14 protein-coding genes are annotated in these 12,878 nt (G+C 62.5%); 11 read left to right on the top strand and 3 right to left on the bottom strand.

The features are described 5' to 3' along the window. The first annotated feature begins 32 nt into the window (after positions 1-32). The 3 genes from PQG80_RS10325 to PQG80_RS10315 all read left to right on the top strand — a co-directional run bounded on the left by PQG80_RS10325 (position 33) and on the right by PQG80_RS10315 (position 2,667). A complete protein-coding gene (locus PQG80_RS10325) occupies positions 33-803 on the top strand; it encodes an ABC transporter ATP-binding protein (protein ID WP_432432746.1) in 771 nt (256 codons plus the stop codon). Then, positions 800-2,203, top strand: coding sequence for an ABC transporter permease (locus PQG80_RS10320; RefSeq protein ID WP_271751229.1), 1,404 nt, complete (start codon positions 800-802; stop codon positions 2,201-2,203). The genes PQG80_RS10325 and PQG80_RS10320 overlap by 4 nt, the downstream gene beginning before the upstream one ends. A gap of 65 nt (positions 2,204-2,268) precedes the next feature. Continuing rightward, complete coding sequence (locus PQG80_RS10315; protein ID WP_271751227.1) at positions 2,269-2,667, top strand: hypothetical protein; 399 nt, start codon at positions 2,269-2,271, stop codon at positions 2,665-2,667. A 345-nt stretch (positions 2,668-3,012) separates the two neighbouring features. On the opposite strand, the gene PQG80_RS10310 is transcribed toward PQG80_RS10315, so the two are convergent. Further along, on the bottom strand, positions 3,013-4,323 hold the full coding sequence (locus tag PQG80_RS10310; RefSeq protein ID WP_271751226.1) for a BaiN/RdsA family NAD(P)/FAD-dependent oxidoreductase: 1,311 nt from the start codon (positions 4,321-4,323) through the stop codon (positions 3,013-3,015). A gap of 148 nt (positions 4,324-4,471) precedes the next feature. Here PQG80_RS10310 and PQG80_RS10305 point away from each other — a divergent pair, with 148 nt between their 5' ends. From PQG80_RS10305 to acpS, 5 genes are all read left to right on the top strand, one after another. Next, entirely contained in the window at positions 4,472-6,142 is a 1,671-nt protein-coding gene (locus PQG80_RS10305) for an ATP-binding protein (RefSeq protein ID WP_271751225.1), read from the top strand. A 63-nt stretch (positions 6,143-6,205) separates the two neighbouring features. Then, complete coding sequence (locus PQG80_RS10300) at positions 6,206-6,334, top strand: hypothetical protein (protein WP_271751224.1); 129 nt, start codon at positions 6,206-6,208, stop codon at positions 6,332-6,334. Between the two features lie 131 nt (positions 6,335-6,465). Continuing rightward, complete coding sequence (locus tag PQG80_RS10295) at positions 6,466-6,900, top strand: BrxA/BrxB family bacilliredoxin (RefSeq protein ID WP_271751223.1); 435 nt, start codon at positions 6,466-6,468, stop codon at positions 6,898-6,900. Positions 6,901-7,029: 129 nt separating this feature from the next. Beyond that, positions 7,030-7,839, top strand: coding sequence for an NAD(+) synthase (gene nadE, locus PQG80_RS10290; RefSeq protein ID WP_271751222.1), 810 nt, complete (start codon positions 7,030-7,032; stop codon positions 7,837-7,839). A 7-nt stretch (positions 7,840-7,846) separates the two neighbouring features. Beyond that, positions 7,847-8,242: a holo-ACP synthase gene (gene acpS / locus PQG80_RS10285; RefSeq protein WP_271751221.1), complete on the top strand. Its 396-nt coding sequence runs from the start codon at positions 7,847-7,849 to the stop codon at positions 8,240-8,242. Positions 8,243-8,483: 241 nt separating this feature from the next. Here the strand turns inward: acpS and PQG80_RS10280 are convergent, their stop codons facing one another. Then, a complete protein-coding gene (locus PQG80_RS10280) occupies positions 8,484-8,855 on the bottom strand; it encodes a c-type cytochrome (protein ID WP_271751220.1) in 372 nt (123 codons plus the stop codon). Positions 8,856-8,934: 79 nt separating this feature from the next. Between PQG80_RS10280 and PQG80_RS10275 the strand changes: the two genes are divergently transcribed. Together PQG80_RS10275 and mutY are read left to right on the top strand one after the other, a co-directional pair. After that, positions 8,935-9,840 carry a helix-turn-helix transcriptional regulator gene (locus tag PQG80_RS10275; RefSeq protein WP_271751219.1) on the top strand — a complete coding sequence of 302 codons (906 nt, stop codon included), beginning with the start codon at positions 8,935-8,937 and terminating at the stop codon, positions 9,838-9,840. After that, positions 9,837-11,291 carry an A/G-specific adenine glycosylase gene (gene mutY, locus PQG80_RS10270; protein WP_271751218.1) on the top strand — a complete coding sequence of 485 codons (1,455 nt, stop codon included), beginning with the start codon at positions 9,837-9,839 and terminating at the stop codon, positions 11,289-11,291. The genes PQG80_RS10275 and mutY overlap by 4 nt, the downstream gene beginning before the upstream one ends. A 72-nt stretch (positions 11,292-11,363) precedes the next feature. Here mutY and PQG80_RS10265 read toward each other — a convergent pair whose 3' ends face one another. Beyond that, entirely contained in the window at positions 11,364-11,975 is a 612-nt protein-coding gene (locus PQG80_RS10265) for a superoxide dismutase (protein WP_271751217.1), read from the bottom strand. A 479-nt stretch (positions 11,976-12,454) separates the two neighbouring features. On the opposite strand from PQG80_RS10265, the gene PQG80_RS10260 reads away from it, so the two are divergent. Continuing rightward, entirely contained in the window at positions 12,455-12,877 is a 423-nt protein-coding gene (locus tag PQG80_RS10260) for a GNAT family N-acetyltransferase (RefSeq protein ID WP_271751216.1), read from the top strand. The last annotated feature ends 1 nt before the right edge of the window (position 12,878 follow it).

Raw genomic sequence — 12,878 nt, 5'->3', positions numbered from 1 at the left:
ACGTGAAGGACGTCGGTGAAGAAGACTGGTTGATGCGCGCCGCGATCAAGGCAGCGGGATACGAGCAGGGCAAAGCGGTGCTTCGCGACGTAGCGATTGAAGTCAGGCCCGGGGAGCGCGTCGGTCTGCTCGGACCGAACGGAGCGGGCAAGAGCACGGTCATGAAGGGATTGCTGGGACAGCTGCCGTATTGGGTGGCGGACGTTGAATGGCGAGGGGAGCAAGGTCGGAGGAAAGGTCAAGGCAGTCGCCGGGACGGCGCGGAGTCCGGCGGCGCCATGAACGGCAGGCTCGCTTATATCCCGGAGATGCCGATCTTGTACGACCGCTTCACGCTGTGGGAGCATCTTCAGCTGGCCGCGGCGGTGTGCGGCATATCCGAGGAGCGGCTCGCGGAGCGGGCGGATGGGCTGCTGGCCAGGTTTCGGCTACGGCACGTGAAAGACGATTACCCGGTCAAGTTCTCCAAGGGTATGCAGCAAAAAACGATGCTTGTCGCAGCGTTCCTGCTGGAGCCAAGCGTGTATCTGGTAGACGAGCCATTCATCGGCCTCGATCCCGCCGCGATCATGGAGCTGCTCGAGGCCCTCGACGAGGAGCGCGCAAGGGGTGCAGGCGTGCTGCTGACGACGCATGTGCTCGACTCGGCCGAGCGGCTGTGCGACCGGTTCGTGCTCGTTCACGAGGGGAGCGCGGCCGCATCGGGCACGGTCGCCGATATTCGGGCTGCGGCCGGCATGCCCGAAGGGACGCCGTTGTTCGATTGTTTCCACAGGCTGACCCGGACGGCGGAAACGCCATGAAGCCCGCATCAAAGCCGGCAGCCGCGCCGCCCGCCGCGCCGCCCGCCGCGAAGCCCGTCGCCGGAGCGTCGCCGCCCGCCGGCAGCCTGATTGCACGCCTTCACGGGAAGTATAGTCCGATGAGGTTAGTCCTGCTGCGCTGCGGCGCTTTCTGGCTCAAGTCGGTTCGCGCCTGGCGCCTCACTTTGGACTGGACCGTGGTGCTCTATCTAGTCTTGCCGGCGCTGTGGGTGATCGGGGGGATGTACGCGGACCTGCTGCGGCATCCGCCGGCCTGGATCGACCGCGTGCCCGCGCAGACCCCGACCGCGATCCTTGCTCTGCTCATGGTGCGCGCCAGGCTGCGGACTTTTGCCGAACGCGGCGACGGGCTGTTCCTGCGTTCGAGCGGCAGATGGGTTAGGCGGATGACGGCAGCGGGCCTAACCTATACATTGGCCGCAAGGCTGGCCGTGTCGTTCGCTGCGGCGGGATTACTGCTGCCGCTTCTGGCGCACTCGGCGGGCTGGAGCCTCGGCTCGGGCGCCGCGCTCGCTTTGTCCGCCGGCCTGTCGGGCTTTGTCTGGACGGCGATTCGCGACGCGGCCGAACGACGTTGGCAGGGCCTGCGCCGCGTAGCGGCATTGCTGGCGCTGCGGGCGGCGTTCATGACTGCCTGGGTATCGTCGGCGGCATGGGCCTTAAGCCGGAACGATCCGGTCGTCGCCGTTGTTGCCATTGCCACATTGGCAGCGGCGTGCATAGGGCTTGGGTGGCGCCGCCTCGGCGTATCGGGCACGTTCGCGCACGAGCTTGAAGCGGAGCAGCGGGCCTACGGGGAAAACGTCGGTTGGGTGCTGATCGACACGGAGCAGGCGAAGATGCCGCCCGCGGGCCGCAGGCCTTGGGTGCTGCGCAGACCGAAGCCGCTGCTTAGGCGCCGCGACGAACCTTTGCGGATCGCCGAGCTCTGGCTGCGCAGCTTGCTCCGGGAATGGGAGACGGCGCGGACGCTGCTCTACTTCGCTTTTCTCGGCATGATCGCGCTCTGGCTGTCCCCGCTCTGGTTAGCGGCGATCGCATGGACCGGCATGTGCGGTTTGCTGCTGCTTTGGCTGAACGGCTTGTGGGGCAGGTGGCGAGGGGAACGATACATGGCGCTCTTTGAGTGGCGCGATGATGTGCGGGACGCTTCCGGGGCCATCGGTCGCCTGCTGCTCCTTCGTGCGATCGGACTGGCTTGGTGCGTAGTGATCGGCACGCATGCCGGATGGATGTACGGCGGGCTCTGGTGGCTCGCGGTCGCGCTGCTGCCGGCTGCAGGTTACCTGCTGCTAGGGTGGATTAACGGCGCCGCGACTTCGGTACTCGCGTTAAGGCTGGCGGGCAAATCGCGGTCGGATGCCGGGGATGCTACATGAAGCCGGCCGCGAGCGGATATGCTACAAGCATTCCAATCCGCTACCTAGAAGAGGAGACTTTTCGAATGGCTTACCGAGCACTGATGTTCCAATTCCCTGACGAAGACAGCGCGCACAAGGCGTGCGGCACGCTCGACGAGCTCGGGTACGAACCGCAGCCGCATGGCGTCGGCCGGCTCCACATTCATGTCGACGGGGAAAATCTCGCGAGCGCGCTGGAGATCGCCCAGAGCCACGGCGGCGAACTGATCTCCGAAGCGGCGGCCGACGACGCCCAGCTGACCGCTGTTGCTTACGCCTTGGACGAGCTCCAGATTCCCGCGCACACCGTCAACGAGGACTGGGATCCCGCCTATTTCGGCACCGGGGTCGGTGCGGGGACCGGGAGAGACGAATTTGCCGGCGCGCTGACCGGAGACGAGGATGCCGACGATGGCAGCTACAACCATTTCGAAGCGTATTAGGGCGAGCAAGCGCCCGGGAACCGACTCGGGATGAGCGATTAGCGGAAAAAAGTTCCGCTATCGCGCCGCAGAGCCGCCTTGCATCCGCGATAGCGGAAAAAAGTTCCGCTATTGCGCCGCAGAACCGCCTTGCATCCGCAATAGCGGAAAAAAGTTTCGCTATCGCGCCGCAGAGCCGCCTTGCATCCGCAATAGCGGAAAAAAGTTCCGCTATTGCGCCGCAGAGCCGCCTTGCATCCGCAATAGCGGAAAAAAGCTCCGCTATCGCGCCGCAGAGTCGCCTGGCATCCGCGATAGCGGAAAAAAGTTCCGCTATCACGCCGCAGACCGCCTTGCACCCGCATGTTATTCCTCGCTACTCGCAGCTTCCGCGTACTCGGCGGCGTTCAGCCCGGCCACGTAGCCGGTGGAGAACGCCGCCGTAATATTATAGCCCCCGGTATAGCCGTGGATATCCAGCACCTCTCCCGCGAAGAACAGACCCTGCATCAGCTTGGATTGCATCGTCTTGGGATCGATCTCCTTCAGGCTCACGCCGCCGCCGGTCACGAACGCTTCCTCGATGGACAACGTGCCGTCGGCCTCGATCGGAAACGCCTTCAGCAGCCCCGACAGACCCTGCCAGGCCTGCTTCGGGATATTGGCGTGCGTCGTATCGCCGTCCAGGCCGGCCCCCGCCAGGAGCAGCGGCAGCAGTCGCTCGGCGACAACGCCTTTCAATATATTTTTGACGGCCTTCTTGGGCTCTTCCGTGGTCAGGCCATACGTACGGTCGTACACCTCCGCAGCGCTCAGGTCCGGGAATAGATCTAGCGTGAGCCGCACCGGACCGCCGCCCGTCTTTTTTCGTTGCTTGACCACGAACTGGCTGCAGCGCAGCGCGATCGGCCCCGACAGGCCGAAATGCGTGAAGATCATGTCGCCGCGGTGCGTGACGAGCGGCTTGCCCTTGTCTCCCCATACCGTGAGCGCGACGTCGCGCATCGACAAGCCCTGCAGTTCGCGGCTGCGAATGAAGGGCTCGGAGGAGGTCAGCGGCACCTCGGTCGGGAACAGCTCGGATATCGTGTGTCCGGCTTGCTCGGCCCAAGCGTAGCCGTCGCCGGTCGACCCGGTGTGCGGCACCGACTTGCCGCCCACCGCGACGATGACGGAGGGCGCGCGGAATACGCGTCCGTCCGCGAGCTTTGCGCCGGCGACCCTGCCGTCCTCGTAGAGCACCTCGGCGACCGGGGCATGCGTCTCGATCCGCACGCCCTGATCCCTCACTTTGCGCACGAGCGCGTCCACCACCGTCTTGGCCTTGTCCGATACCGGGAACATGCGGCCGTTGTCCTCTTCCTTCAGCCGGATGCCCATCCCTTCGAAGAAGGCGGCGATATCCCGGTTGCCGAATACCGACAGCGCGGAATACAGGAACCTGCCGTTGCCCGGGATATGCCGGATCAGCTCGTCCGTCTCTTTGGCATTCGTGACGTTGCACCGGCCGCCGCCGGAGATGCCGAGCTTGCGGCCCAGCTTGTCTCCCTTGTCCAGCAGCAGGACGCTCGCGCCGGAACGGCTGGCCGCGATGCTCGCCATGAGACCGGCGGATCCGCCGCCGATTACAAGGATGTTATATTTTTCCGTATTTCGGTTATTAAGATTGTATTCCACGCGCGTTCCTCTCCGATTCGTAACCGCAGTTTTAATTCTCGATAATATAGTCTAAACTATATTCCTATTATTGTAAGCGGAATGTTTATATGTTTTAATCAGAATGAATTGCTCTAGTATTAAGGACGATCGTGCGGGGGGATTTCTGTTGGTTAACGGCCTGCTTCTTCAAGTGCTAATCGCCCTGCTGCCCGTTGGCACTTTTCAGGTCTGGTTCACCCGCCAGCGCCAACTGAAGCACTCCCGCCTGTTCATCGGCATCGTTAGCGGCTTCAGCATGCTCCTGGGCCACTGTTATACGATACAGTTTGGCCCAGTTATTCTTGATTTAGGCTTCGTCGCCATTATCGTCGCATCGTTGTACGGGGGCTTCCCGTTCGCGGTGCTGCTCGGCGCGGCATATGTTCTGCTGCAGGCCGCATCGGTCGAGGACGAGGGCGTCATCGTCGGCTTGATCGTTTTTTTTCTCTTGTTTATGATCGTCCTGTACAAGGCCTCGTCGACCTTCCGTTCCAGGGGCCGGGGGCCGAAGATGCGGTCGATCGCCTTTCTGTGGTCTTTCGCTTCGATCTCCTTCTTGGCATCCCTCGTCATGGCTTACGTCCACGATTCGGTGCAATGGGATGCGCAGTTCGTCCTGCTCTGCGTCGCGTACTTGACCGCGCTCATCCTCATACCCCACTTATCAGTCTATTTTATCGAAATCGCTTACGAACGCGTGAGTCTGCAGACCCAGCTGCTGGAGCTCTCCCGCGAATACAAACTAGAGTCGGTCCGTATGCGCCAATTTCTCGATATGGTGCCCCTCGCCGTCATTTTTATCGATGCCAAGGGCGTCGTCACGCACGTGAACGAGATCGCGCTGGAGATGGGCAAGCGGGTCGCCGACAACGTCGTCGGCTTGCATTATTCGGAGCTGGCCCGCTTGATGGGTCTCGACGCGACCGCCTCCATCATCAACAAGGTTCTTAACAAGGGCGAGGGGATATCCTCGGAGATGTTCAAGATGCAGGGCCGTACGCTGCTCGCGACGGCCAGATCCATCGACGAGAAGGGCGCCAAGGGCGTATCCGAAGGCGTCGTCTACATCGCGCAGGACGTGACCGACACGCAGCGGCTGAAGGACGAGCTGGATAAAATGGAGCGTCTCAGCCTGGTCGGCCAGATGGCGGCCAGCATCACGCACGAGATTCGCAATCCGATGGCGGTGATCCGGGGCTTCGTCCAGCTGCTCAACGAACGAAGTCCTCCGGATCAGCGCTCCTACTTCCGGATCGTCATGGAGGAGCTCGACAGGGCCAATGCCATCATCAACGACTTTTTGTCGCTGGCCCAGAACCGCATCGTAGAGAAGGAGACGAGCAGCCTCCAGTCGGTGCTCAAGGATATGCTGCCGCTCATCTGGGCGGACGCGAACCTGCGCGGCCAGTCCGTCGAGCTCGCGCTCTGCGAGGAGCAGGACGTGCTGGAGCTGAACGGCAAGGAGATCAAGCAGCTGATCCTGAATCTGGCGCGCAACGGCCTCGAGGCGATGGACGACAAAGGGGTTCTGCGGATCGAGACGCGCGATCTCGAGGATCGGGTGCAGCTGCTCGTGTCCGACATCGGCAAAGGCATCCCGCCGGAAAAGGTGGAGCGGCTGTTCGAACCGTTCTATACGACGAAGGAACAGGGGACGGGACTCGGCCTCGCGCTCTGCCTCAGCATCGCGGAGCGTCACGACGGACGCATCGAGGTGCAGTCCAAGGTGGACGAGGGAACGACGTTTATCGTGTCGTTCTGCAAGAGCGGCTATGCCTGCTGGGCCTCCGCCGAATAAGCGGACCGCCTGCGGCTTACACTACCTCCGATACATTCACAAGCGGCGGGAGGAGGGATAGCGATGGCCAAGCAGCCCAAGCAAAAAGGACGCTCGGAGGCGCCTGCTTCGTCGAAGGCGAGAGAGGGAACCTCTCCGGAGTCGGCGGGATACGACAAGAAGCTCGACGGTCCCAATCGTCCTTCGGTTTAAGGATCGGTATCGAGGCGGGTCCGGGACGTGCCGGGCGCGCGCCGCTTTTGACGGCTCGCGCATGGCCGCGCTATAATAAGGTAAGCGGCATGCCCGCCGAATAGCGATTCTATCGAAAGCGAGGGATAGACATGTCGATGTCATTCGAACGATATATGCTGGACATGGTCCAACCGATGCGCGACGACTTGACCCGTGTCGGCATTACGGAGCTGAGAACGCCGGAGGAAGTGGAGCAGGCGCTGCCGGACAGCAAGGGCACGACGCTCGTCGTCGTCAATTCCGTATGCGGCTGCGCGGCCGGCCAAGCGCGTCCGGGCGTAGCCGAGGCGCTTCGCCACGAAGTGCTGCCCGATCACCTGTACACCGTGTTCGCGGGTCAGGATAAGGAAGCCACGGCGAAGGCTCGCGAGTACTTCGCGCCTTATCCGCCTTCTTCTCCCTCCATCGCCCTGCTGAAGGACGGAGAGCTCGTGCACTTCATCGAACGCCATCAGATCGAGAACCGCAGCGCGGAGGATATCGCCGCCGATCTGACCGACGCTTTCGATCGTTTCTGCCGCTAATCAGGGCGCAGCCGCGGATGACTTTGCGCATCCGCGGCTTTTTCGTATGCGAGGGCGGCGGCGCTTTTTGTTTCAGCGATGCGCGGCCGTATTACATATGTAGAAGAACAACCGAATGGAGGCGTTCATATGAGTTTGCAGGAAGAGATTATTTCCCTGTTGGGCGTGAAGCCGTCGATCGATCCCGAAGCGGAGATCGCGAAGCGGGTCGGATTCTTGAAGGAATACGTGCAAAAGGCGGGCGCGTCCGGCTTGCTGATCGCGATCAGCGGCGGCGTCGACAGCGCCGTGGCAGCCGGCTTGTGCAAGCGCGCGACGGACGAGCTGACCGCGGAGACCGGCAAGGAATACATGACGCTCGGCGTATTCCAGCCATACGGGCAGCAGGAAGATATCGCCCACAGCTATGCGGTGGCCGAAGCGTTCGACCTGAAGTATAAGGCCGAGACCAACATCGAAGAAGCGGTGGACGAGATCGCGCTCGAGACCGAGCACGCGTTCAAGTCGCTGGGCATGTCCCGCCATATCAGCCGCGGCGGCAAGGGCAACGTCAAGGCGCGCACGCGCATGGTCGTGCAGTACGCGCTGGCGTTCGATCTCAATCTGCTGGTCGTCGGCACGGATCATGCCTCTGAGGCGCTGACGGGCTTCTATACCAAGTGGGGCGACGGCGCGGTCGACATCACGCCGCTGAGCTCGCTCAACAAGCGTCAGGTGCGCCAGGTGGCGCGGGCGCTCGGCGTGCCGGCCGACGTGGTGGACAAGGCGCCGACAGCCGGCCTGTGGGCGGGCCAGACCGACGAGGCCGAGCTGGGCGTGAGCTACGACGACAACAGCGATTATCTCGAAGGCAAAGCGATCCCGGACGCGGCGCGGGAGATTCTCGAGAAGCATTACCGGCGCACGCAGCACAAACGCCAGGCGATTCCCGGCGTTTAAGACGGGGATGATCGAGGGAATCGGAATCGACGTCGTCGAGATGGAGCGGATGGCCAGGCTGCTGGCGGACGACAGCGGCGGCCGGTTCGCGGCGCGCGTGCTCACGGCCGGCGAGCTGGAGCGGTACGCGCAGATGCAGCCGCGCCGCGCGGTGGAGTTCGCGGCCGGCAGGTTCGCGGCCAAGGAGGCCGTCGTGAAGGCGCTCGGCTGCGGCATCGGCAGCTGCGTCGGATTCCGCGACATCGAGGTGCTGCCGGACGAGCGGGGGCGGCCGGCTTGCCGGCTCTCGCCGGAGGCTTGGTCGCGGCTCGGGCTGGCGGAGCGGGATTACCGCGTGCACGTGGCGATCACGCACGAGCGTCGCCTGGCGGCCGCTACGGCCACGGTGGAGCGGATCCAATAATCGAAGCAGCCGAGCACGGTGGCGCCGCCCGGGCTCGGCTTGCGGCGCTTCCGGGCGGCGCAAGGCGAAGCGTTCACGGCGCGGATGCCGGGATCGCTCGCGCGCAGGATCGCTTGCCGTAAAGCGGAAGGCCGCATCGCGGCGGCAACTTAAAAAACCGTCAGGAACCTGTCTCCTGACGGTTGTATTATGTTCGGGCCTTGCGGGGAGCTTCTGCGTCGCAGCGGAAGCGCGATCCCCGTCATTGCTTGGCAGCCAGCCAAGCGGCGAGCTTGCCGATCTCCTCCGCGGTCAGGCGGTCCTTCATAGCCGGCATCAGCCCGCCGCCGTTCGCGATCTGCGCCGCGATCTGCGCCTCGGTGAGACGGGAGCCGACGGCGCGAAGGTCGCTGTCCGCTCCCATATTGCCCGCGAGACCGGTACCGTGGCAGGAGATGCAGTTGCTTCGGTACAGCGCCACTGTATCCGCAGGTCCGGACAGCGGAGCTGCCGAAGCCGCGCCGCTCCGTGGTTCTTCCCGGCCGCCGCATGCCGCGGCGAGGAAGAGCGAACCGACGCAGCAGAGGACCGCGGCGGTTCGCCATAACCGGCTGAAGTAGGCATATTTTTGCAAATTTACCCGGCCCCCAATGTTAAGTATAATAAATAGAACCGACTAGACATCTTATGACAAGCTTCCTGGAGTGCAAAGCATGAGCATACGCTATTTTAACATATTAATGAATCATCTCGAAAAGATGCAGTTCGAGGTCGCCGCGGCATCGTTCGACGAGTACGGGGGGGTGGAAGAGGGCCGGCCGGACATATACGATTGCAACCGGGCGCTGCTCGTAACCGGGGGCAGCGGACTGCTGCACATCGACGACCGGTCTTTTCCCATGATCGCCGGGACCTTCAGCTTCCTTCTCGCCGGCAAGGCGCATTGGATCGAGGCGAAGCGCGGAGAGAAGCTGTCTTACTGGTGGTGCCACTTCCGCGCGAGCTACTCGGACCGGGCGCTCTATCAGGCGATCGGCATGCCCGAGCACGTGCGCATCCCCGACCTCGGCAAGGCGACCGCCATGTTCGCCCGCATCCGCGCCAACCTGCTCTCCGCGCAGCCGACCGCAAGACTTAGGATCAAGACCTCCTTCATGGAGCTGATCTCCATTTACATCGATCATTTCGTGGCGGCTTCGGAGCATCGGGCGCCGCTCTCGCCGGAGATCGAGAAGCTGGAGACCGTGCTCTGCTATGTAGACGAGCATCTCGTCGACACGATCACGGTGGAGGATTTGGCCGGGCTCATTTATTTGCATCCGAACTACTTTATCGTATTCTTCAAAGGGCTGATGGGTTGTTCGCCGATCCAGTACGTGAACCAGCGGCGTCTGGAGGTGGCCCGGACGCTGCTCGCGGATCCGTCCAGCAACGTCTCGGACGTCGCCGCCCGGATCGGCATGAAAATCTACTATTTCTCGCGGATGTTCAAGGCCTATACGGGATTGACCCCCAGCCGATACAAAAAGCTGGTTCTCGGCTACGGCGCGGGAGGCGGCGCGGCCAAGGAAGACGCGGGAACGGCGGAATCGCAGGACCAGGAAGGCGGAGAAGCGTGAACGAGCGCGAGATCAAATCGTTTTTCAGCGGGGAACTGCTGCAATGGTACAAGCAGGCGAAGCGCGACCTGCCGTGGCGTCGCAGCCGGGACCCCTACCATATCTGGGTGTCCGAGATCATGCTTCAGCAGACGAGAGTGGACACGGTCATCCCTTACTTCAACCGCTTCATGGAGAAATTCCCGACAATCGTCGCGCTGGCCGGCGCTCCCGAGGAAGACGTGCTCAAGGCGTGGGAGGGACTCGGCTACTACTCGCGCGCCCGGAATCTGCAGGCCGCGGCCCGCGAGATCGCGGACAAGCACGGCGGCCTGCTGCCCGACGACAAGAGCGTCGTGGCGGGCTTGAAGGGCATCGGTCCGTACACGTCCGGGGCGATCATGAGCATCGCGTTCGGCAGGCCGGAGCCCGCGGTGGACGGCAACGTCATGCGCGTGCTGTCGCGCTACTTCTGCATCGACGAGGATATCGCGCGGCCGGCCGTGCGCGTCGGCATGGAGGGACTGGCCCGGGAGCTGATCCCGGAGGGCGAGGCGTCCGACTTCAACCAGGCGCTCATGGAGCTAGGGGCGCTCGTCTGCACGCCGAAGTCGCCGAGCTGCCTGCTGTGCCCGGTCATGGCGCATTGCCAGGGCCGCCTGGCCGGCCGCGAGACCGAGCTGCCGGTCAAGAGCAAGGCCAAGCCGCCGCGGCCCGAGCATCGGCTGGCGGCGCTCATCCAGGACGCGCAGGGGCGCGTGCTCGTGCGCCAGCGCCCGGAGAGCGGGCTGCTCGCGCGGATGTGGGAGCTGCCGCATGTGGTGGCTCCCGAGCGCGACGCGTGGGATTCTCCCGCGCTGGGGCAGGCGCTGCTCTCGGCTGCGCTGGCCGCCGAGGGGCTCGCGGGCATCCGTGCCGAGTCGCTGCGCCACTTGGGCGACGCAGAGCATGTGTTCACGCATCTGCACTGGCATCTGCGCGTGCACGGGGGAGCAGCGCAGGCGGCGGCTGAGGCCGCGGAATGGACGGGAGCCGCCGAAGCAGCGGCAACGGAGGAAACGGCAGCAGCGGTGGAACCGGTAATAACGGCGGAAAAGGCAGTGGCGGTGGAATCAGCGGTAAAAGCGGAAACAGCAATAGCGATGGAATCGGCGGAAGTCGCTGAAGGGCAAACGGCCTACCTGCCCGAGGCTGCATTCGCCGGGGAACCGCGCGGCTTGCCTGCCGCGCAGTCTTCGAACGAAGACCAGCAGCCGGGCGCAGCTCCGGTATCCGACGCAGCTCCGCTATCCGACGCAGTCCTGCAACCGAACGCGCAACTGAACGCTTCCGATTCCGCGCTGCCCGCCGGCTATCGCTGGATCGGTCCGGCCGAGTTCGAGCGGCTTGCGTGGCCGAACGTGTTCAGCAAGCTGCTCGGCGCCCACTTCGCCGGCAAGCTCGGTCCGCTGAACGCCGGCTCGGAGCATTAATGCACCGAGTTGCGACGACCGCACAAAAAAGCCAGCGCCTCAAATTACGGCGCTGGCTTTTCCATGCTTATCTTACTTGGCAGCTTCGTAACGCTTGCCGACTTCTTCCCAGTTGACGACGTTCCAGAACGCGCCGATGTAGTCGGGACGCTTGTTCTGATACTTGAGGTAGTAAGCGTGCTCCCATACGTCGAGGCCCAGGATCGGCGTCTCGCCTTCGAAGATCGGGCTGTCTTGGTTCGGCAGGCTGTAAACCTTCAGCTTGCCGGCCTTGTCGACGGCCAGGAACGCCCAGCCGGAGCCGAAGCGAGTCGTGGCCGCAGCCGCGAACGATTCCTTGAACTTGTCGAAGCCGCCGAGCTCGCTGTCAATCGCGGCAGCCAGCGCGCCGGTCGGGGCGCCGCCTGCGTTCGGGCCGATCGTCTCCCAGAACAGGGAGTGGTTGGCGTGGCCGCCGCCGTTGTTGCGAACGGCCGTGCGGATGGCCTCCGGTACGGCGTTCAGGTCGGAGATCAGGTCGTTCAGGCTCTTGTCCGCGAGTTCCGGAGCGGATTCGAGGGCCTTGTTCAGGTTCGTTACGTAAGTATTGTGATGGCGGTCGTGGTGGATCTCCATCGTGAGCGCGTCGATATGCGGCTCGAGTGCGTCGTTGGAGTAAGGAAGAGCGGGCAGAACGTGTGCCATAATGGAACAGCCTCCTCTAAGTATGAATCTGGTTTGGAAATCTTCTTTTGTATTATCTCCGATTTCGGATACTAAATCAACATGGGTGTATAGAAAGTCGCCGGGGCCAACGGCGCTCGCGTCGCTCCAACAGCATTTCCACGCTTTGCGGATTTATTCGATACAACTTTCGCCAGGCATTCCTGCTGCGCCCTCGTTTTTACATAATATAACTGGCATGGAAGTAATAAAGACCCGTGTCGGTTAAAAGTCGATTTTAGCGCGTTTTCGGCGATTTTCGGTGAATATTTCGGTAAAACCATATGTAAGCGGTTTATTTAAAGCGTTTACACTCTTTTGCGCGGCGTTTCTCCAAAATAATTTATGCGATATTCCTAAAATAGCATGAAATAATCACGAATTTGTCGTAATATAAAAAGACGTTAAAGCGATGTTCACAGTTCAGCCTCTACTTTAACTGAATCCGGGGAGACAAGCATATGCAGATTCGGACTTTTCAATTGTCGGATTACCGTTCCGTATCCGAGCTTCTGAAAGTGGCTTTGTCGGAGGAATGCTGTGAAGAGACGATGTCGGCGTTATCCCGCCAGTTGTCCTGGGACAGCGAGCTCGTGCTCGTGGCGCTTAAGGACGACGAGCTTGCCGGGATCATGATCGGCACGATCGACCAGAGCAAGGGCTATGTGTACCGGATCGCTGTTCATCCGGACCGTCGCCGCCAGGGCGTGGGCCGCGCGCTCGTGACCGCCATGAATGCGCGTTTCCGCCAGCGCAACGTGCTGAAGGTGTTTGTCGCGGTGGACAAGCACAATGAATTGCTGCTTCCGTTCTATCAATCCGTGAGCGAGCAGATGCTCGATCTCGTGACGCCGCAACGTCCGTTATCCATCGTAGCAGGCTGAA

Origin of the sequence: Cohnella rhizoplanae, assembly GCF_948329515.1 — a bacterium.
Classification (GTDB): domain Bacteria; phylum Bacillota; class Bacilli; order Paenibacillales; family Paenibacillaceae; genus Cohnella; species Cohnella rhizoplanae.
This window is presented reverse-complemented; position numbering and strand designations above follow the sequence as displayed.